22 protein-coding genes and 1 pseudogene are annotated in these 19,254 nt (G+C 60.6%); 21 read left to right on the plus strand and 2 right to left on the minus strand.

Features of this window, described 5'->3' with window-relative positions; all coding sequences use genetic code 11:
- Positions 1 to 4: 4 nt before the first annotated feature.
- The 19 genes from QO231_RS18190 (at position 5) to QO231_RS18280 (ending at position 16,356) form a co-directional block, all read left to right on the plus strand.
- On the plus strand, positions 5 to 703 hold the full coding sequence (locus QO231_RS18190) for a response regulator transcription factor (protein ID WP_316779671.1): 699 nt from the start codon (positions 5 to 7) through the stop codon (positions 701 to 703).
- Between the two features lie 100 nt (positions 704 to 803).
- A complete protein-coding gene (gene pqqA, locus QO231_RS18195) occupies positions 804 to 899 on the plus strand; it encodes a pyrroloquinoline quinone precursor peptide PqqA (RefSeq protein WP_316779674.1) in 96 nt (31 codons plus the stop codon).
- A 22-nt stretch (positions 900 to 921) separates the two neighbouring features.
- The gene (gene pqqB, locus QO231_RS18200) at positions 922 to 1,818 is read left to right on the plus strand and encodes a pyrroloquinoline quinone biosynthesis protein PqqB (protein ID WP_316779677.1); all 897 of its coding nucleotides are present in this window, start codon (positions 922 to 924) and stop codon (positions 1,816 to 1,818) included.
- On the plus strand, positions 1,815 to 2,564 hold the full coding sequence (gene pqqC / locus QO231_RS18205) for a pyrroloquinoline-quinone synthase PqqC (protein ID WP_316779679.1): 750 nt from the start codon (positions 1,815 to 1,817) through the stop codon (positions 2,562 to 2,564). Before pqqB ends, pqqC begins: the two co-directional genes overlap by 4 nt.
- A complete protein-coding gene (pqqD, locus tag QO231_RS18210) occupies positions 2,561 to 2,839 on the plus strand; it encodes a pyrroloquinoline quinone biosynthesis peptide chaperone PqqD (RefSeq protein WP_316779682.1) in 279 nt (92 codons plus the stop codon). Before pqqC ends, pqqD begins: the two co-directional genes overlap by 4 nt.
- Positions 2,836 to 3,945: a pyrroloquinoline quinone biosynthesis protein PqqE gene (gene pqqE / locus QO231_RS18215; RefSeq protein WP_316779685.1), complete on the plus strand. Its 1,110-nt coding sequence runs from the start codon at positions 2,836 to 2,838 to the stop codon at positions 3,943 to 3,945. The genes pqqD and pqqE overlap by 4 nt, the downstream gene beginning before the upstream one ends.
- A gap of 83 nt (positions 3,946 to 4,028) precedes the next feature.
- Positions 4,029 to 4,946 (plus strand): hypothetical protein, encoded by a 918-nt coding sequence (locus QO231_RS18220; RefSeq protein WP_316779689.1) that lies wholly within the window; start codon positions 4,029 to 4,031, stop codon positions 4,944 to 4,946.
- A gap of 87 nt (positions 4,947 to 5,033) precedes the next feature.
- Positions 5,034 to 5,981 (plus strand): AAA family ATPase, encoded by a 948-nt coding sequence (locus QO231_RS18225; RefSeq protein ID WP_316779692.1) that lies wholly within the window; start codon positions 5,034 to 5,036, stop codon positions 5,979 to 5,981.
- A complete protein-coding gene (locus QO231_RS18230) occupies positions 5,978 to 6,877 on the plus strand; it encodes a DUF58 domain-containing protein (RefSeq protein ID WP_316779694.1) in 900 nt (299 codons plus the stop codon). The genes QO231_RS18225 and QO231_RS18230 overlap by 4 nt, the downstream gene beginning before the upstream one ends.
- Before the next feature lie 2 nt (positions 6,878 to 6,879).
- Positions 6,880 to 7,251 (plus strand): hypothetical protein, encoded by a 372-nt coding sequence (locus QO231_RS18235; RefSeq protein ID WP_316779696.1) that lies wholly within the window; start codon positions 6,880 to 6,882, stop codon positions 7,249 to 7,251.
- Positions 7,244 to 8,200, plus strand: coding sequence for a VWA domain-containing protein (locus tag QO231_RS18240; protein WP_316779698.1), 957 nt, complete (start codon positions 7,244 to 7,246; stop codon positions 8,198 to 8,200). The genes QO231_RS18235 and QO231_RS18240 overlap by 8 nt, the downstream gene beginning before the upstream one ends.
- Complete coding sequence (locus tag QO231_RS18245) at positions 8,200 to 9,087, plus strand: vWA domain-containing protein (RefSeq protein WP_316779702.1); 888 nt, start codon at positions 8,200 to 8,202, stop codon at positions 9,085 to 9,087. Before QO231_RS18240 ends, QO231_RS18245 begins: the two co-directional genes overlap by 1 nt.
- A complete protein-coding gene (locus QO231_RS18250) occupies positions 9,084 to 9,776 on the plus strand; it encodes a hypothetical protein (protein ID WP_316779704.1) in 693 nt (230 codons plus the stop codon). The genes QO231_RS18245 and QO231_RS18250 overlap by 4 nt, the downstream gene beginning before the upstream one ends.
- On the plus strand, positions 9,773 to 10,972 hold the full coding sequence (locus QO231_RS18255) for a hypothetical protein (RefSeq protein WP_316779706.1): 1,200 nt from the start codon (positions 9,773 to 9,775) through the stop codon (positions 10,970 to 10,972). Before QO231_RS18250 ends, QO231_RS18255 begins: the two co-directional genes overlap by 4 nt.
- A gap of 171 nt (positions 10,973 to 11,143) precedes the next feature.
- The gene (locus QO231_RS18260) at positions 11,144 to 11,869 is read left to right on the plus strand and encodes a response regulator transcription factor (RefSeq protein WP_316779707.1); all 726 of its coding nucleotides are present in this window, start codon (positions 11,144 to 11,146) and stop codon (positions 11,867 to 11,869) included.
- Positions 11,870 to 11,885: 16 nt separating this feature from the next.
- Positions 11,886 to 13,043 carry an FIST N-terminal domain-containing protein gene (locus tag QO231_RS18265; RefSeq protein WP_316779709.1) on the plus strand — a complete coding sequence of 386 codons (1,158 nt, stop codon included), beginning with the start codon at positions 11,886 to 11,888 and terminating at the stop codon, positions 13,041 to 13,043.
- Positions 13,040 to 15,289 carry a hybrid sensor histidine kinase/response regulator gene (locus QO231_RS18270; protein ID WP_316779712.1) on the plus strand — a complete coding sequence of 750 codons (2,250 nt, stop codon included), beginning with the start codon at positions 13,040 to 13,042 and terminating at the stop codon, positions 15,287 to 15,289. Before QO231_RS18265 ends, QO231_RS18270 begins: the two co-directional genes overlap by 4 nt.
- Before the next feature lie 45 nt (positions 15,290 to 15,334).
- Positions 15,335 to 16,006 (plus strand): hypothetical protein, encoded by a 672-nt coding sequence (locus QO231_RS18275; RefSeq protein ID WP_316779714.1) that lies wholly within the window; start codon positions 15,335 to 15,337, stop codon positions 16,004 to 16,006.
- Complete coding sequence (locus QO231_RS18280) at positions 16,003 to 16,356, plus strand: hypothetical protein (RefSeq protein WP_316779717.1); 354 nt, start codon at positions 16,003 to 16,005, stop codon at positions 16,354 to 16,356. The genes QO231_RS18275 and QO231_RS18280 overlap by 4 nt, the downstream gene beginning before the upstream one ends.
- An 11-nt stretch (positions 16,357 to 16,367) precedes the next feature.
- Here QO231_RS18280 and QO231_RS18285 read toward each other — a convergent pair whose 3' ends face one another.
- A complete protein-coding gene (locus tag QO231_RS18285; RefSeq protein ID WP_316779719.1) occupies positions 16,368 to 17,177 on the minus strand; it encodes a quinoprotein dehydrogenase-associated SoxYZ-like carrier in 810 nt (269 codons plus the stop codon).
- A gap of 139 nt (positions 17,178 to 17,316) precedes the next feature.
- Between QO231_RS18285 and QO231_RS18290 the strand changes: the two genes are divergently transcribed.
- A complete protein-coding gene (locus QO231_RS18290; RefSeq protein ID WP_316779722.1) occupies positions 17,317 to 18,354 on the plus strand; it encodes a quinoprotein relay system zinc metallohydrolase 2 in 1,038 nt (345 codons plus the stop codon).
- A 3-nt stretch (positions 18,355 to 18,357) separates the two neighbouring features.
- Here QO231_RS18290 and QO231_RS18295 read toward each other — a convergent pair whose 3' ends face one another.
- The gene (locus QO231_RS18295) at positions 18,358 to 18,969 is read right to left on the minus strand and encodes a hypothetical protein (RefSeq protein WP_316779724.1); all 612 of its coding nucleotides are present in this window, start codon (positions 18,967 to 18,969) and stop codon (positions 18,358 to 18,360) included.
- Between the two features lie 164 nt (positions 18,970 to 19,133).
- Between QO231_RS18295 and QO231_RS18300 the strand changes: the two are divergent.
- Positions 19,134 to 19,254, plus strand: a pseudogene (locus tag QO231_RS18300) (S-(hydroxymethyl)glutathione dehydrogenase); the annotation flags it as partial.

The following is a 19,254-nucleotide window of genomic DNA, read 5'->3' on the forward strand; positions in this document are numbered from 1 at the left end:
CCGCATGAGCACGCCCGCCCGTATTCTGATTGTCGATGACGACCCGGAGATCCTGTCCGCATTGTCACGCGGACTGGAACTTCACGGGTATGCGACACTTGCGGAAAACCGAGTGGAAACGGCGTTTGCGCGTTTCGAGGATGCCGATGTGACCGCCGCCATCGTCGATGTCATGATTGGCGAAGACAGCGGATTCGATCTCGTCCGTGCAGTGCGCGAGGCTGGACATCGCACACCGATCCTGATGCTGAGCGCCTTGTCGGAAGTGGACGACCGCACCCGCGGGCTCGAGGCGGGGGCCGACGACTATGTGGTCAAGCCCTTCTCGTTCGATGAACTCGTGGCCCGCCTCAAAGTGCAGGAACGGCGCGCAATGCCAGCCAAGCCGCGCCCCGCCCGATTGGACCCCGCCGAGTGGAGCATTGATACCGGGCGGCACAAGGTGACCCTGACCCAGCGGGAATTCGAGTTGCTGAAGACGTTCGCCGAATACAAGGGCGAAACCCTGTCGCGCAGCTGGTTGTTCGAGCGTCTCTGGGCGGACAAGGGCGCGAGTTCCGGGAACGTTGTCGACGTGTATGTCGGCTACCTGCGCAAGAAGCTCGACCCGATGCGCGCGTTCGGTTTCGAGATCAAAACCATTCGAAACCGCGGGTTCATGCTTGAAGGCGTGGCACCGGAGCGCCGGCAAGAAACTGATTAGAATAAATTTTTATTTTTTCTTAGAACATAGGCTTTGCTTAACAGGGCCGGTACGGACAAGGTAAGATCAGCGAAATGGAAACCCTCAGGAGGAGCAAATCATGTCCTGGAACACCCCGAAAATCCGCGAAATTGAATGCGGCATGGAAATCAACATGTACGGACCCGACGGCGACGACGACGGCGTCCTGTTCTGAACAGACGATAGCAGGAAACCAGGTGAGTTTCCGTGCAAGAATTCTTGGGGCAGCCGCCGGTGGTGGGCTGCCCCAATGGAATTGCGGGTGCGAGAACTGCAATCTTGCCCGCGCCGGTGAGATACCATCGCAAACGCAATCCTCGGTTGCCTTTTCCGCAAACGGGCGCGATTGGGCGCTTCTGAACGCATCCCCCGACATTCGACAACAATTTGCGGATTGCCCGGCACTGCATCCGACCGGCTTGCGGGATCTGCCATTGCGGTCAGTGCTGTTGACCAATGGCGATATCGACCATGTCGCGGGCCTGCTCACCCTGCGCGAGATGCAGCCGTTCACGATCTTTGCAACGGCGGGCATACACGATGTCCTGAATGATAACCCGATGTTTGCCGCACTGAATGCATCGGTCGTCGCGCGCCAGACTGTGACACTGGATGTGCCGACCGAAATCGCACCCGGTCTTGTGGCGACCCTGTTTCCCGTTCCCGGCAAGGTGCCGCTGTACCTTGAGGGCGACATTGTCGAGACCGAACTGGTGGGAGAGCAGACCGTCGGCGTACATTTGCAGGCGGACGGCCAGGATGCCTATTACATCCCAGGCTGCGCCAAGCTGAGCGACGATCTGCGCAACCGGCTGCGCGATGCCGCTCTCGTGTTTTTCGACGGAACGCTGTGGCGCGACGATGAAATGATGCGTGCAGGATTGGGTAGCAAGACCGGCAAGCGGATGGGGCACATGTCGATGTCGGGCGAGGATGGCTCGATTGCCGCGTTTGCAGATCTGAATGTCGGCAAACGCGTTTTTGTACATATGAACAACACCAATCCGGTGCTGCGTCCGGACTCGGCGGAGCGAGCCGAAGCCGAGGCGGCGGGCTGGATTGTCGGAGAGGACGGACTGGAGGTGACGCCATGACCCAGACACGGGATGCGTTTGAGAACAGGTTGCGCCAGATCGGTGCCGAACGGTATCACGACAAACATCCGTTCCATCACCTGCTGCATGGCGGCAGGTGTTCGCCTGAACAGGTGCGCGCATGGGTGATCAACCGCTACTACTACCAGCATTCAATCCCGATCAAGGATGCCGCATTCATGTCGCGTGTCGAAGACCCGGACCTGCGTCGCATCTGGCGCAGCCGGATCGAGGACCACGACGGCACCGACACCAACGAAGGCGGCATTCGGCGGTGGCTTCGGCTGGCCGAGGCGGTGGGCCTTGATCGCGACTATGTGGCGTCCAATCGCGGCGTCCTGCCTGCGACCCGATTTGCGGTCGATGCCTACGTGCGGTTCGTGCGTGACAAGACGCTGCTTGAAGCAGTCGCGGCCTCGCTGACCGAACTGTTCGCGCCCAAGATCCACGCAGATCGCATTCAGGGGTTGCTGAAGAACTACGATTTCGCCGATGACAGCAGCCTAAGCTATTTCCGCAATCGGCTGAAGGAAGCGCCCAAGGATGTGGCGTTTGGCCTGTCATGGGTTCTGGATCACGCCGACACGCAGGAAAAGCAGGATGCCGCCGCCGCCGCGTTGATCTTCAAGACCGATGTGCTCTGGTCCCAGCTTGACGCGCTCCATGCGGCCTATGTCGAACCCGGACGCATTCCGCCCGGCGCATGGGTGCCGGGCGAAGGCATGGCACTGGCCAAAGCGTCATGATCGACGCCTCGGATATTCCCTATCTGCCGCGCGGTGTGCGGGTGCATTTTGACAAGGTGCGTGACGGCTGGGTACTGCTGGCCCCGGAACGGGCAATCACGTTGGATGGGATCGGGCATGCGATCCTGTCCGAGATTGACGGCGAGCGGACGTTTCGGGCGATCACCGATACGCTCTCGGCCAAGTACAACGCCCCTGCCGAAGATATCGCCAAGGACACGGCCGGATTTCTGGGCGCGCTCAAGAACCGCCGTTTTCTCGAGGTGCGCAGATGACTGATAATCCCCCCATCGCGATGCTGGCCGAACTGACGCATCGCTGCCCGCTGGCCTGCCCCTATTGTTCCAACCCGCTGGAACTGGCGCGACAGGACAGCGAACTCGACACGGAAACATGGAAACGCGTCTTCCGTGAGGCCGGCGAAATTGGCGTGCTGCAACTGCATATCTCCGGCGGGGAACCCGCCAGCCGCCGCGACCTGATCGAACTGGTGGCCGCTGCACGCGAGGCGGGGTTGTATACCAACCTCATCACTTCGGGCATCGGATTGACGGAAAAGCGCCTGCGGGCGCTGGACGATTGCGGGTTGGATCACATCCAGCTGTCGCTGCAAGGCACCGACGCGGAAATGGCGGATTCCATCGGCGGCTATCGCGGGGGATTTGCCCGCAAGATGCAGGTGGCCGGTTGGATCAGGGAGATCGGCTTTCCCCTGACACTGAACGCGGTCTTGCACAGGCGCAATCTGCATCAATTGCCACGCGCGCTGGAGATGGCACTTGAAATGGGCGCGCGCCGGATCGAAGTGGCAACCGTTCAGTTTCACGGCTGGGCGATGAAAAATCGCGATGCGCTGATGCCGACGCAGGAACAGGCGCGCGAGGCGGACCGGATCGTGAAACAGGCCCGCGCGGATCTGAAGGGTACATTGGTGATAGACTATGTCCCCGCCGACTATCATTCCGACTTTCCCAAGCGCTGCATGGGCGGCTGGGGCACAACCGGGCTGAACGTTGCGCCGGACGGTGAAGTCCTGCCTTGCCACGCGGCCCAGACGATTCCGCATCTGAGCTTTGACAACGTGCGCGACCGCCATTTGCGCGACATCTGGTACGATGGCGCGGCGTTCAATGCCTATCGCGGAGCCGACTGGATGCAGGAACCCTGCCAGAGTTGCGATAACAAACTGAAGGATTTCGGTGGGTGCCGGTGTCAGGCAATGGCCGTTGTCGGCGATGCCGGAGCAACTGATCCGGTTTGCATCAAGTCCCCGCATCATGGCGCGCTTCAGGCAGAGGCCGATGCCTTTTCCCACAATGATGAGGCCGATCTGATTTACCGCACGGCCCCCGGCAAACCGGTGCCCGAAATCGCCGAATGACGCGCCGAACAGGCGTGAACTTGGAAATGAAGGGCGCATTGACATATCTTCTAACGGGAGTGTCCTGAGCGAGGTTCCCATTGATGGCTCTTCGATTTGTCCTGATTGTCTTTCTGATCGTCGCACTACCCGCACAGGCAGGCACAGATCGCGGACCGTTTCTGGACATGGCGCGCAAGGGCTGGGTCTATGAGCTGCGCAGCGCGATGTGGCCCAGGGCCGCTGATATGCCACCGATCAGGATCAACGGGCGTGACATGGCCGGATCGGTATTGTGCCTGATCGGCGAACCACCGCACCCGCAGACGTTGCAGGTGCTCCAGGGTTTTGCCGCCTTGATGCACGAAGTGTTTGGCAAACCCTTGCCCCTGCGCTTTGCAGACACCGGGCTGGCCGCCTGCGGAACCGGGCGCATCGTGTTTCTGCGGCTTTATTCGGGTGCCACCCCGCATGGCGCACTGAATGACGATCTGCGACGGATGGATCTGTCTTACGGGATCGGTTTTCCAAAGGGGCGGAACCAATGGGTTCTCTCTCCGGCGCAAGCCCAGACCTTTTTTGGCCGCAATGGCATGGCGACGCATATGCTGGTCAAACAATCCCGCCAGGCAGTGCCCACCGCGTTGGAGCAAAAGTTCTTTGCGTCGATCCTGATCGAAGAACTCTACCAGTCCTTTACCTTTGGTATGGACATCCTGCATTTCGACCTTCAGGCGCGCTTTCTGTCCAAGCTCGAAGAAGCGCCCATCAATCTTCGCAACCTGGCATGGGATTCCCCCCGGTTCATGCAGGGGCTGCTTCGGTCAAATCCGGCGCGGTTGTGCCCGTTCGATGTCTTCATGCTGCACGCGTTGGCCCGGTCCCCGGTCGAGCAGACAAACAGCCCCGAGTTCCTGAGTTTCATCGAGACCCGTTTTGATGATCTGGAGCAGTTGGCCGGTGCGACAGTCGCCCGTGCCGAGCATGCGCTGATCGTGGATTCCGCCTGCACCAGTAACTGAGACTATGGGCTGTGTTTGAGCGCGTGCGCGATGGCGCTAGCCTTTGGGTGTGTGCCCCTGCAGTCTGGCACGCAAATGGGAGGCGGCATGGACGCAAAAACAGACACCGGGTTGAGCACCCTGCAGACCCATCTTGCATCGGGGTTGATCGGGCATGACGTATTGATCGAACGCCTGCTGATCGGCGTTCTGGCCGGGGGGCATCTGCTGATCGAAGGCGCGCCGGGTCTGGCCAAGACACGGGCAGTCAAATGGCTGGCGGATGCGATCGAAGGCGGGTTTGCACGGATTCAATGTACGCCCGACCTGCTTCCTTCTGATTTGACCGGCACACCGGTGTTTCGACCACAAACCGGCGCGTTCGAATTCGTGCCGGGCCCGGTGTTTCACAACCTGGTGCTGGTGGACGAAATCAACCGCGCGCCACCCAAGGTTCAGTCCGCGCTGCTGGAAGCGATGGCAGAGGCGCAGGTCACCAGCGGCAATGAAACCCACACCCTGCCTGATCCATTCCTCGTGGTCGCGACTCAGAACCCGATCGAACATGACGGCACCTTTCCCCTGCCCGAGGCGCAATTGGACCGATTCCTGCTGCATGTGGTTCTGCAGTTGCCGGACGCGGCGACCGAAAGGCGAATTCTCGATCTGGTCGAGGCCGAGGGCCGGGGCCCGATTACCAAGCCTGTGCGCTTGCACGTCGATGACATACAGGCCGCCAAACGTGCGACAATGGCGGTACATCTTTCCTCTCCGTTGCGCGATTACATCGTGCGGCTGGTGACGGCAACGCGGCAGGCCCCCTTTGCAAATGACATTGATCATGCCGTTTCTCCGCGCGGCTCGCTGGCGCTGGCGGCGGCGGCAAAAGCCCGTGCCTATCTGGCCGGACGCGACCACGCGCTGCCCGAAGATGTGCAGGAGATCGCGGCGGACGCACTGTCGCATCGGTTGGTGATGACCTGGCGCGCAGTATCCGAGGGGCGAACGGCCCGCGATCTGATCGCGGATGTGGTGAAAGCAGTGGAGCCTCTGTGATCGCCGCACTGGACATGCCGGGGGTTGCCCTGCGCGCCGAAACGTTGATCGGGCTGCGCGAGCTGGCCCTGTATCACGAGAATGACGCCGTACTGGCCGCATTACCGGGCGGATTTGTGACCAAGAGGCGCGGCCACGGTCAGGAAATGGCCGATGTCCGCGAATACGTGGCCGGTGACGACATCCGCCATCTCGACCGTGGCAGCACGGCGCGCACCGGCATCCTGCATGTGCGGTCATTTCAGGAAGAGCGCGACCGCGTGACCCTGTTGGTCGCCGACTTCCGGCCCGCAATGCTCTGGGGCACGCGACGGGCGCTGCGCTCTGTCGCGGTGGCCGAAACGCTTTCATTGATCGGCTGGCGCGTGATCGAACAAGGCGGTCGCGTCGGCCTGCTCGCGATCGGTTCGGGGGAGCCGGTCGTGATCTCCATTCAGGGACGTATCCGCGGGATGCTGGCATTGATCGGCGGTCTTGTGAGAGCGCATGAGGCGGCCTTGCAGCTTGCACTGGCAGGCCACCGCGATGACCCGACCTTGGAAAACGCGCTTTCACAGATCACCCGGATCGCCCCGGCCGGTGCAGAGATCGTGATTGCATCCGGCTTTGATGTCCCGGGTTCTGCGCTGGAGGACCAACTGGGCCAGATCGCGCAACGGCGAACGCCTCGCCTGATCTCGGTGGTTGACGATGTCGCCGAAAACCTGCCGCCCGGTGTCTATCCAATCCGATTGCCCGATGGCTCACGCCGGCGCGCCCGGATCACCGGGCAGGACCGGATCGAACCAGAGCCCAAAATCGCCGGCTTCCCTGCCCTGCGGCTGGATTCAGGACAGGATGTGACGACGACGGCCCGCATCCTCCAGGCGGCGTTTCCGCCGGATCGGGAGCCCTGATCATGGCAGACCGCGCGCTTACCCGAGAGGCGATGCTGAACGGACTGCACGACATACGCCTCCCGGCCGAGGCACCCGGCGGTCTGATTGCCGAATTGCTCGCCGTCATTGGGGTCGCACTGATTATCGCGGTGCTTGTTGGCCTGATCATGCGGAGCGTGACGTTGCCTGGGAAAAAGCCGGCAAAGCAAAGCCCGCAGGACCGGCTGGCGGCCCTGGCGAAACTCCCGGACAGCGACCGTCAAATAGCGCTCTTGCACCTTCTCAAGTCCGAGCGCCCCGATGCGTTCCGAAAGCTGTCACCACAGCTCTACGCGCCAGGCGGAGCCCCCGACATCCGAGTGCTCGAAGCCGAGGTCGCAGGGCATGATTGAACTTGCCGACCCTCTGTTCCTGCTCTTGCTGCCGCTCCCTTTTCTGGTGGCGCGGTTCCTGCCCGCAGGCGACGCGCGCGGTGCGGCACTGGCGGTGCCGGAACGGATCGGACGCGGCATTCTCACCGGTGCGGGTGACACCGGCGCCGTCATCCTGCGGCGTCGGGTTTCGGTCGTACTCATCTGGGTCTTGCTGGTGCTTGCACTTGCCGGACCACGGCAACTCTCGCCCGTGTCGGCGCTCAAGGTTTCTGGCCGGGATCTGGCAATCGCTATCGACCTGTCCGGATCGATGGTGCGCGATGATTTCGACCTGAACGGCGAACAGGTCACCCGGTTGCAGGCGGTTCAATCGGTCGGGGCCGATTTCGTGCGCCGACGCGCCGGTGACCGGGTGGCACTGATCGTGTTCGGCTCGGACGCCTACTACGCCGCCCCGTTTTCCTTTGACACCGAGGCGATTGCCCGCCGGATCGAGGAGGCCACGATCGGGATATCCGGGCGGGCAACAAATATCTCAGATGCTCTGGGGCTTGCACTGAAACGGTTGGAGCAGTCCGAGGCCGCATCGCGCGTCGTCATCCTGTTGTCCGATGGAATCAGCAACGCGGGCGCCACTAATCCGCGTGGCGTCGCCAAGCTGGCAGCGGATCTTGGCATTCGCGTGCACACCATTGCCCTTGGTCCCAAGGATCTGGCGAGCAGTGCACCGGGTGAACGCGGCGTGGTGGACGCAGCCACATTGCAGGCGATCTCCGATCTCAGCGGTGGCACCAGCTTTCGCGTGCGCACCACGGATGAATTGCAGCAGGTCACTGCGGCGCTGGACCGGCTTGAAGCCACCGACAGCGACGGCTTGGCCGCAGAAGTGTTCCGCGAGCTGTGGATTTATCCAGCCGCGCTCGGCGGTCTGTTGCTGCTGTGGGTCGCGTGGCGGGGACAGGGCTGATGGAGATGGCCCTGCTCAGACCGCTCTGGCTGCTGCTGCTACCACTGTTGGTGGCAGTGGCCCTGGTGCTGCATCGCCGCCGTGCACGGCTGGGCGATTGGGAGCAGGTCATGGACCCGCAGATGCTGGCCGCGCTGCGCATGCTCGGACACGTGGAAAAGTCCGGCACCGGCACGCGCGGTTTGCTCGCCCTGTCCGCGGCCGGACTGATTGCGCTGGCGCTGGCCGGGCCAGCAGTCGAACGCCGCGATGCGGCGGCCTTTCGTAACATCGATGGCGTGGTCTTTGTGCTCGACGCCTCGCCCTCCGCGACCGAGAGCGCGCATTGGACAGAGTTGCAGACGATGGGGCGCTTTGGCGTCGCGGCTCTGCAAAGCCGGCCTGCGGCGCTGATCGTCTACGCGGGCGATGCCTATCTCGCGACCGATATGACCGCAGACACCCGCCAGTTGGGACTGACCCTGTCGCTGGTCGGGTCCGAGACCGTACCTGATCCGGGCAGCCGGCCGGAACTTGGCCTGACACTCGCCGAGCAAGTCTTGCAAGACGCACAGGTTCTGGACGGTGATGTGATCCTGATCAGTGATGGCGAGGGCATCGGCCCAGCGGCGCTTGCGGCGGCGGCCGAAATCGCGGCGCGGGGCGCACGGATGTCGGTTGTCGTCCCACAGGTTTCACCCTCGGCCGAGACCCTTGCCCGCACCGGTGGGGGGCAGGTCTTTGTCGCGGGCCAAAGCGAAGAACTGGCCATGTTTCTTGGGCAATCCGGTCGCGAGCGGCTGGAAAAGCAGGACTATCCGCTGTTGTTCTGGGCAGATTGGGGGCGCTACCTGATAATACCTGCGCTGCCCTTCGTTTTGCTGTTGTTCGGGAGGCGCACCGCATGAACCCGCTGCGCTGGATCACGATCATTGCCTTGGTCGCCTTTGTCGGCTCGGCGCTGATGGGCGGAGGCGCGCCGCTGGGTCGGGTCGCCATGGCATTGGGCCTGCCTTCGCTCGCCGTGCCGTTGTTTCAGGACCCTGGATGGAAAGGCGCTGCGTTCTACAGGGCAAAGGACTTTGACCGGGCCGCGACGGAATTTCGCGAAGCCGGATCATTGCTGAACCTCGGGAACGCGGAAACGCAAGCGGGACGCTACGCCGCTGCCCTCGAAGCCTTTGATGCAGCACGCATGGCCGGAGATCCGGACGCAGACGCCAATTTTGACCTTCTCGCAGCCTATTACGCCGGGCTGGCGCTGGATCCGGATACGGCGAATGCATGGTTTACCGAAAAGGACGGCAGCGACGGCGAAGCGGTCAAGTCGTCCATCGCACAGGGCAACGCGCGCGCGGCCGGCACCGGTGACGAAACCACGAATACCGGCGCATTGCTCGGTCTTCCAGAGCTTGAAAGCCACGGGCGCATAGGCGTACGCAAGCAGTTTGACGACAAATTCATGGTCGCGAACACCCGGTGGCTGGCGACCCTGTCGGACGTTCCCGGCGCGTACCTTGCCGCCCGGATCAAGCATGAGCACAAGCGGCGCGCAAAGCTGGGGCTGGATCAGCCGGAACCGGAGGACCCGAGATGAAGCGCTTGATCCTCTGGTTGCTTCTCACCGCTGGGTTGGCTCAGGCACAGACGCTCGAGGTAAACCCTGCCGACCTCGATCTGACCGTTACGATCGAAAATGCGGACGTCACCCCCTTTCAGGGCGAGATGGTTCTGTTGACCATTCATGGTGTCTATCGTCGGCACATAACGCGGGAAAAGCTGATCCAACCGGGCCTTGACGGGTTCAACTGGATGCAGTTGGGGCAGGATCATTGGTATGAAACCCAGGTCCGGGGCAAGAAAGTCAAGAATTTCAAGCGGCGTATGGCCCTGTTTCCAGAGCAAGCCGGCGAATTGACCATCGGGCCCTTTGTGCATCACCTGACATTGACCGACGAGGGCGATGACTGGTTTGAACACGATATTCAATCCGAGCCCCTCACGATCACAGTCGATCCCGCGCCGCAGATGGAGGGGTGGTGGTTCCCGGTACGGCGACTCGAAATTTCGGACCAATGGTCCAACGCGCCCGACCAGCTGGGCGAAGGCGAAGGTGTCTTGCGGGTGATCCGGATTACGGCCGTCGGCGCGTCACCGGACATGATTCCACCCATGCCGGAACTGGCATCCCCAAGTGCGATGATCTTTCCCCATCCGGAACAGCGGCTTGTCGAATTGTCGCCGCAGGGGCCGGTTTCAATCGCCTTCTGGCGGTGGACCATCCGACCCGGCAGGTCCAGGTCGGCAATTCTCGAACCGCTGACGTTTGACTATTTTGACACCACGACGCGGCAGGCACACAGCGCAACCATCACCGCTCAGCGCGTGGCGATGGACGAAACGAGCCTGCCCGACCCGGTCCTGCCACCCGCACCAACCCGTCAGCGCCCGACCTTGATGGCCAGCACCGGGGTGATCGCATTTGCGGCTGGACTGTCTGTCCTGCTCTTGGGCCGCAACTTTTCCGGGCTCGCGCGCCTGCATGCGCTCCCGGCGTTCAACCCGCTGTACCGGCAATTGCGACGCGCGGCACGACACGGCGACCTGGCAGCTACACGGCGTGCGGCCAGCGCAATTCTGCAGGAGGCAGGACCGTGTCCGCAGGCCGCGCGCCTGCTTCACCAGTTTGACAATGCCGTATTCGGTTCCGATGCTCAGCGGCCAGACACCTCACGATTTGCGCGGGAATTTCTGACGTCCACGACGAGCCGGTCGCGAACCGGCTCAGGGTGACGCATCAACGGGTCCAAAACCGCAGGGGTTCAGGATGCTGTTTCGCAGGCTCCCCACCCTGACCGTCCGCCTGCAAGATCCAATCTCTCCATAAGTTGTGCGATGAAATGTTTTGCGTTGTTGCCTAGCCGCGAGGAACTTTGCTACGCTCTGCGCCGGGAGGACAAATCGATGAAGCATGTTGCAGTGGGGAAAGACCCTTGCCACATTCAATCGGTGCTGGTGATCGATGATCACCCGCTCTATTGCGACGCCTTGGCGGTTGCACTGGCCCATGTGTTCAAAGGCTGCCGGATAGAAACGGCCACGACGCTGGGCGACGGGATCAAACATCTGAAGCCGGGATTTGAGCCGGATCTTGTATTGCTTGATCTCAAGCTGCCGGACGTGACCGGGCTCAGCGGATTTTTGCGCCTGCGCGAAAAGCTGGACAATACGCCGATCCTCGTGATCTCGGCGCTGACCTCTGCCGAAATCGTCTATACGCTGATGGATGCGGGCGCGGCCGGTTTCATACAAAAGGACGTGTCGGCACAGGTGCTCAGAGATGCCCTGATCGAAGTGCGTTCGGGGCGCAAATATCTGCCGCCTGAGCACAGACAGACCTACCGTCCCTCGTCAAGACCCGCCGAGGTGCAGGACATCGCCAGCAAGATTGCGGAACTGACGCCGCAACAAACCAGGATCATGAAACTGATCTGTGCCGGCAAACCCAACAAGCAGATTGCCTACGAGCTGTCGCTGGCCGAGGCCACGGTCAAGGCCCACATCACGGCCCTGCTGCGACGCCTGGGCGTGCAGAACCGCACCCAGGCCGCCGTTCTGGTCGAGAGTGCCAGCCTGGGTGGGGCCGCCGCGAATGGCGAGATCGACGCAAGGGCGTTTCTGAGCCAATAAAAAGAAAGCTGACCAGATGCTTCAGGTGCCTGTGAAACCTGCGTTCGTCGATACGGCCGTATCCTACGAAAAGGACGCCACCGCCGCAGTCGATGACATCGCCGCCCAACTGGATAGTGCCGGTGCCTGTTTTCTCTTGGTGTTCGTGCCGGACGGCTTGAACCTTGATGATCTGGCAATGGCCCTGAACACGCAATTCGCAGGGCTTCCCATGTTTGGCTGCACCACAGCCGGGCAAATCACCCCGCAGGGATACGAGACCGAGGCGCTGTTGGTTCTGTCATTCCCAAAGGCGCATTTTCGCTGTGCAACGCATCTGGTTACGCCGCTGAAACCACTGTCGATCAAACAGGTCGCATCGGATGTGCGCAAGCTGTCCGCGCAATTCCAGAGGACCGCACATTGGAGCCGGCTGGCTCTGACCCTTTCGGACGGGCTGTCCAAACAGGAAGACATGTTGGTTGCCGCCCTGCAATCGGGCCTCGAAGAGATGCCGGTTTTTGGAGGGTCGGCGGGCAACGGGCTGAACTTCAGGGAAACGTCGGTCCTTCACATGGGTCAGTTTCACAGCGATGCCGCCCTGATCTTGCTGCTAGAGACCGACCTCGAATTCGCCGGTCTGGGTTTTGACCACTTCCTGCCGACAGGCGAACAAATGGTCGTCACCGAAGCGCTCCCCGAAGAACGGCTTGCGCTCGAGATCAATGGCTCTCCTGCTGCCGAGGAATACGCGCGCCTCGTCGGGGTCGAGGTCGACGAACTCTCTCCTCAGGTCTTCGCGGAAAACCCGGTTCTAGTGCGCAATCACGAACTTTACCATGTGCGCGCCATTCAGGGCGTACAGGATGGGGGGGCGCTGTCTTTCCTGTCAGCCATCGACATGGGGCTGTTGCTGACTCTGGGACGCGGACAGGAAATCCTGCGCACGCTTAATGATGAACTCGATGTCAAGAGCTCGCTGGGAAAGCCACCCGATTTCATTCTTGGGTTTGACTGTTTTCTGCGCAAGCTCGAAATCGATCAGAAAGATCTGACCGGCTCGGCCTCCGAGATTTTGCGGGGGCAACGGGTGCTCGGCTTCAATACCTATGGTGAACAGCATTGTGGTGTGCATGTGAACCAGACGTTTGTTGGTGTCGCGTTCTATGAACCGAAAAAGCGGGACCTGCATTGATCAATCCCGAGGACCCGCTTGACGTTCAGGTTTCCAAACAAGCCAAGATCATCGAAGCTCTTGTGCGCCGCGCCGGACGCCAGAACGATGTGGGCAATTCCGCCTATTCCGCATTTCAGTCGGCCATCGCCCTGCAGGGGCAGATATGGGCCAAGACGCGCGATCTAGAACGCGCCTCCAACGAACTGGAACTGCTCCGGTTTGACCGGGAACAGACGCAAAAGAACCTGTCAGACGCCCTGTCTGCCATGGAGGGTGGATTTGCCCTGTTTTCCGATGGCAAGTTGCAGGTTTGCAACGATCTGTTCAGATCGCTGATGCCGGATATCACCGATCGCATTCTGCCGGGGCTGGGCCTTGCAGAGTATTATGATGCGCTCAAATCCAGCCGTCATCTGGCGGATGATGACGAGCGAATGCAACAGGATCTGACCAAGGCGGCCAGAGGGGGCGCTGAACCCGACCTGACGTCATTCGTGCTCGAATTGCATGGGGATCGCTGGTTCCAGATAAGTCAGCAGCATACGAATCTCGACAATGTCATCATCCTGCAGACCGAGATCACCGACATTGTGCGCAAGAACCGGCTGGAGAAAGATCAGCTGATCGACATGCAGGCGCATTACCTGCAATCGGCCTTTGACCACATGAGCATCGGCATCTGTACCTTCTCGCGCGCCGGCACGGTGATGATTTTCAATGACCGGTTCCGCGATCTGCTGGGCCTGCCGTTCACGCTCGTACAGAACGGAACCCGTTTTTCGCAGATCCTCGATTTCATCAGCGACAGCTATCCGGACGCCGCCAATGAACTGGCAAATACCGATGGCTGGTTGACGACTCTCCGCGAGGAAGGGCGGTTTCGGGAACGGTTGCGACACGCGGGCGGACGGGTTCTGGATTTGCACGTCCACCAGTTGCCCGACCGGGGCTTTCTTGCCGATATCAAGGATGTGACGCTGGAATCGCGAACCACCGACCTGTTGGAAAAACGGGTCGAGGAACGCACATCCGAGCTGACGCAGGCAAACCTGTTACTGACTGAACAATATGAGCAACAGGCAAAGGCTGAAGAAGAGCTGCGGCTGGCAAAAGAAGAGGCGGAGGCCGCCGTGTCATCCAAAACCCGGTTTCTCGCGGCAGCCAGCCATGATCTGCTGCAACCGATCAATGCGGCCAAGCTGTTGATCTCGACCTTGCGGGATATGGCAAAGGATACGCAGCTGAACACCATGGTCGAACGGCTGGACGGATCGTTCACGTCGATGGAGACGTTACTGCACGCGCTGCTGGATATCTCGCGCCTGGAAAGCACCGGCTCGGAGTTGAGCCCCACGGATTTCTGCCTTGGCAACCTGATCCAGGCGGTGATCGAAGATCAGCAACCCGTTGCCGCAAAAAAAGGGGTTCAACTGGATATGGTCCCCTGCACCACATGGGTGCGCAGCGATCATCGTTATCTGATGAGATCAATCCAGAACCTTGTGGTGAATGCGATCCAGTACACCGAGAAAGGGCGCGTCTTGGTCGGCTGTCGGCGGCGTGGCGATCACGTGGCGCTCGAGGTCTGGGATACCGGCATCGGGATCGCGCACAAGGATCAAAAACGCGTGTTCGAGGAATTCACCCGCGCCGAAAACGTGCCTGTGGGGTCTGGTATGGGGTTGGGCCTGTCTATCGTGGACCGTACCTGCCGGCACCTGGGGCACAAGGTCGGGGTGCGGTCAAAGCCCGGCATCGGATCGGTGTTTTCCATCGAGATGAAGATCGTGAAACACGCGCCGCGACCACCCCTTCCGGCGCTGAACGGACCTTACGAGCCGGACAGCACCATGGATTTGATCGCGCTTGTCGTCGAAAACGACCCGGACGTGCTGTTTGCCACCATCCAGAAGCTGGAAAGCTGGGGCGCAAGCGTGCTGGGCGCGCGTTCGACGCAGGAGGCGATGGAATTGGTGAGCGACATTGGCGTGGCGCCCGACATTATCCTGGCAGACTATCAGCTTGACGGCGGGGACACCGGCGTCGCAACGATCCGTGGCGTGCGCGCGCAGACCAATGCTTCGGTGCCGGCCATCATGATCACGGCGGAACGCGGCGCGCCGCTGGCGCGTCTTGGGGTCGAGGATGATTTTCTGGTGCTGACAAAGCCTGTGGACCTGTCGCGCCTGCGCCGGATGATCAATGCCAAGACGCGCGCGGGTGCATCGGACATGTTAGCGGTCACCGACAAAAGTATCGCATGACAGCACTGGCCTGTGCGGTAGGGTCATTCGGGGAGGAATTCGGAGATGCGCAAGTTCACTATCATTCTGTCGGCGATCGCGATGATTGCAGGGGCCGCTTCGGCGGCCGAAACATCGGCGCCTGAAACCTATGATCTGCTGTTCAAGAACGGCACGCTGGATGGGTTCACTCAGAAGCAACAACTGATTTACGACCGCAAGGTGCAGAACAGCATCAAGCCCGAAACCGCAGATCGCGACACCGGAAAGATCGTCATTTCCTTTGCCGATGGCCAGGTGCCGGAAGCGTTGCTGAAGTTCACCCAAGGAGACAAGTATCGCAATCTGGGCGCCTTTCCGTCCAGCGTTGGCAACCCGATGATCATGTATTTCGTCGAGACCGTTGTGCGGGACATGGCGGAATCCGCTGGCGGAAGTCCTTTCTACATCCGCAACCGGGTCAAAGAGGCGTTGATAAAACCGTCCGAGATCAGCAACGGTCAAGCGATAATCGCCGGGGAGGCGGTTGAAACCGTCGATGTCACGATGCGCCCGTTCAAGGACGATCCGAATGCCGACCGGATGCAGGGTTTCGACAATCTGGCCCTGACGGTCAGCATGTCAGATGATGCGCCCGGCTGGTATCTGGTTCTTTCGGCACATGTGCCCGGAACTGATGCGGGAGACCCGGTCTATTCGTCGATCATGACCTTCGATCGCACGGAAACGACAGAATGAACCGGATTGCGGCCGTCCTTGCGGCGGCCCTTTTGGCTGCGCCGCAAGTTGCCGCGCAATCGGTACAGGAGCGGTTGAATGATTATCCGACTGCCGCGCGGGCCGATTACGTCTTTGGCTGCATGGCGACAAATGGCCAGAGTCGCGACATACTCGAGAAATGTTCCTGCTCGATCGATGTGATTGCGTCGATCCTGCCCTATTCCAAATATGTCGAAGCCGAGACAGTGCTGTCCTTGCGTCTGACCGGCGGCGAACGCATGTCGATTTTTCGTACCGCGGCGATGGCAAATGCCATCGTTGCCGACCTGCGTCGCGCGCAGGCCGAAGCCGAGATCATCTGCTTCTGAACGGTGCCTGATCAGGTATGGCCGGCCTTGATCAATGTCTGTTCGAAGACGTTGCCTTCGGTATCGGTCGCGCGAACAAGCAGGGCCGGTGTGCCATTGTCTGAATAGCTGAACCGGAACACCGGGTTCTCGCTTATTGAGATGCCACCTTCCATGGTAAACAGCATGTCATCGCCCTGGAACACTTCCAGCGTGTCGATGAAATGCGCCGAGATGAAGAGTTGGGTAACCTGATCGCGCTGCAGTCCGGAATAGTTCGGATGCCGGATCATGATCTGCGCCTCGCGGCGCGGCGTGGATATCTGGAGCGTGTCCTCAAAGTATTTCAACCGCATCTGACCCATCGACGCCAGCGCCAGTTCCGGGTCTTTGGTCGCCGGGGCCGAGCAGCCTCCGGATGCCTTGACAAAGCGGCCGTTCATAGCCAGCCCGGCATCGGTCTTGGCAATCACGCGTACGTTGGAATACATGTTCACCCGCACCCGCACTTCCATGTCCAGCGGTGCCATTGACGGGCCAAAGTTGAGCTCAGCCGCGACCGGTGCGGGGTTTTCGTCAATCACGATGATCGCGCTTTCGATCGATGCCGTGTCGTCAAGTTGCCGGATATGAACAGGAACCGTCGCCGCATCATGCGCCCGGTACGGCGCATCGACATCAAACAGAGCTGCACCGTCCGCGATCACCTCGTCGCCAACGACATCGCCCCGGAGTTCTGCCCAGGTTTCACCGTCGTTCAACGGGTTCTTTGGGGCCGATGTCTCGGCATAGGCAGGCAAGGCCAAAGAGGCTGCCAAAACTGCGGCACATGCAAATTTCATGGCATTTCTCCAGTCAGATCACGGGCAATTGCGCCCTCATATGCCATAAAATTGGGCGAAAATATATAAGTCATTGGTATGTCTGGTTCACACTTGCGTTCCCCGGCAAGCTGAACCCCGGTGCGCAAAAGGGCTTTGAATGTTTGAGGCGATTCTCACGATCTGTCTGTTGGCTGCCGGGGAGGAGTGTCGTGACGCCCTGCTGCCGGGGTACGAAGCGGCGTCGAGAGAGGCCTGCGAGGCCGCCCTTGTGGCGCGCCCGCCAAAGAAACATCCAGCAGGTCATACAACCGGCACCCCTTGGTGCAAACCTGTCGGAGCGGCGCTGCCCTTTAAAGAGATCGCACCGGGTGTTTTCGTGCATCGTGGCCAGATTGCGGAACCTGATACGGACAATCGCGGCGATGTTTCCAATATCGGCTTTATCATTGGCAGCGACTCTGTCGCGATCATCGACACCGGCTCGGCGCGCTGGATGGGCGAGGCGATCTGGCGGGCTGTGCGCGCCCGGACCGATTTGTCAGTCAGCCATGTGATCCTGACCCATACACATCCCGACCATGTCTTTGGTGCGACCGCATTTGCAGACACCGGAGCGCAATTTGTCGGGCATGCCGCATTGGACCGGGCGCTGGCCGACCGCCAGGAGAACTATCGCGAAAGCCTTGCCTCGCTGATCGGCCCGGTTGCTTTTCTGGGTACCGAGCCCATGTCAACCGACATCACCGTCGAAGACTCTCTGCACATCGATCTTGGCGACAGGCGGATTGATCTGCGAGTCTGGCCGACCGGACACACCGGAACGGATCTGACGGTTCTGGACGAAGAGACCGGCATCCTTTTCACCGGCGATCTGATCTTTGATGAGCACATACCGGCGCTTGATGGTTCGCTGCGCGGCTGGCAGGCGGTGCTGGTCGAGATGACATCCCTGCCCGCGATCCGCATCGTACCCGGTCATGGCGGACCGGTGCTGGACTGGCCCGCGGGCGGCGTGGCGGTTGAACGCTACCTGCGCGTGCTGGCCGAGGATACCCGCGCAGCGATTGATCAAGGCCAGCGCCTGGGCGAAGCGGTTGATGCAATTGCCGCTTCCGAGGCGGAGCATTGGCAGTTGTTTGATGCCTTTAACGCACGCAATGCGACCGTCGCCTTTACCGAAATGGAATGGGACTGACCCTCAGTTCTCAGCCGCGTTCAACAGCATCTGCGCAATTGCAAACAGACGTTTTTCCAACAGGATAGGCGTTTCACAGACATAGGTCAGAGACTGCTTGCGATCCGTATAGATCCGCTCGTCCCAGTCAAGCTGCGCTTCAATCGCATCGACCTTGTCGTAGTCCGGTGGCTCGGCGGCAAGCAATCTGTCCATCTCGCCGCGTGTCGCGCCAATCTTCTCGGCCATCGCAATTTGCGACAGCGAATATTCCTCGATCCCTTTCAAGATCGTCGTCCGGGTTGCCGCCAGTCGGTCGAATGTTTTTGCAAAGACAGTCCCGAGAAGCTGCGATTCGGCTCCGTATTTTGCGGTAAAGTCACCAAGCACCGGTGCAATCTCATCCAATGCGAGACGACGCAGAGTGAACCGGCCGACAAGCTCATTCACCGCCGCCTGCTCCTGATCGGAAAGGGTGACGTCCTCAATCGGATGCGGCCACATCAACCCGACAGAGAGACGCTCGACCTTGCGCTGAATGCAAGGCCAGGTCGGGTCCGAGAAATCGGCAGCCCCGCCGGGGCCACCAAGGCAGGTGACCGCAAAGACCAGGGACAGTAACCGCTTTGATTGCATCGGTAATCCTCCTCGGCGCCCAGACTAGCGGTGCCGCCATCATGAAGTCCACCATCGCCTACACCAACCAAGGTATGAATTGGCAGGTCGCGGGCGCTCGCTCATATTCTTATGAGAATCTTATTAAGCGTCTGATGACGAAAGACCTGACCAAGGGGAAGTGAATGCGAACGCGAGCTGCGGTGGCGATGGAGGCTGGGAAGCCGCTGGAAGTTATGGAGGTTAATCTCGAAGGGCCGCGAGCCGGCGAGGTACTGGTCGAGGTCAAGGCCACCGGGCTGTGTC

It is taken from the genome of Sedimentitalea todarodis, assembly GCF_032595355.1.
Lineage (GTDB): Bacteria > Pseudomonadota > Alphaproteobacteria > Rhodobacterales > Rhodobacteraceae > Sedimentitalea > Sedimentitalea todarodis.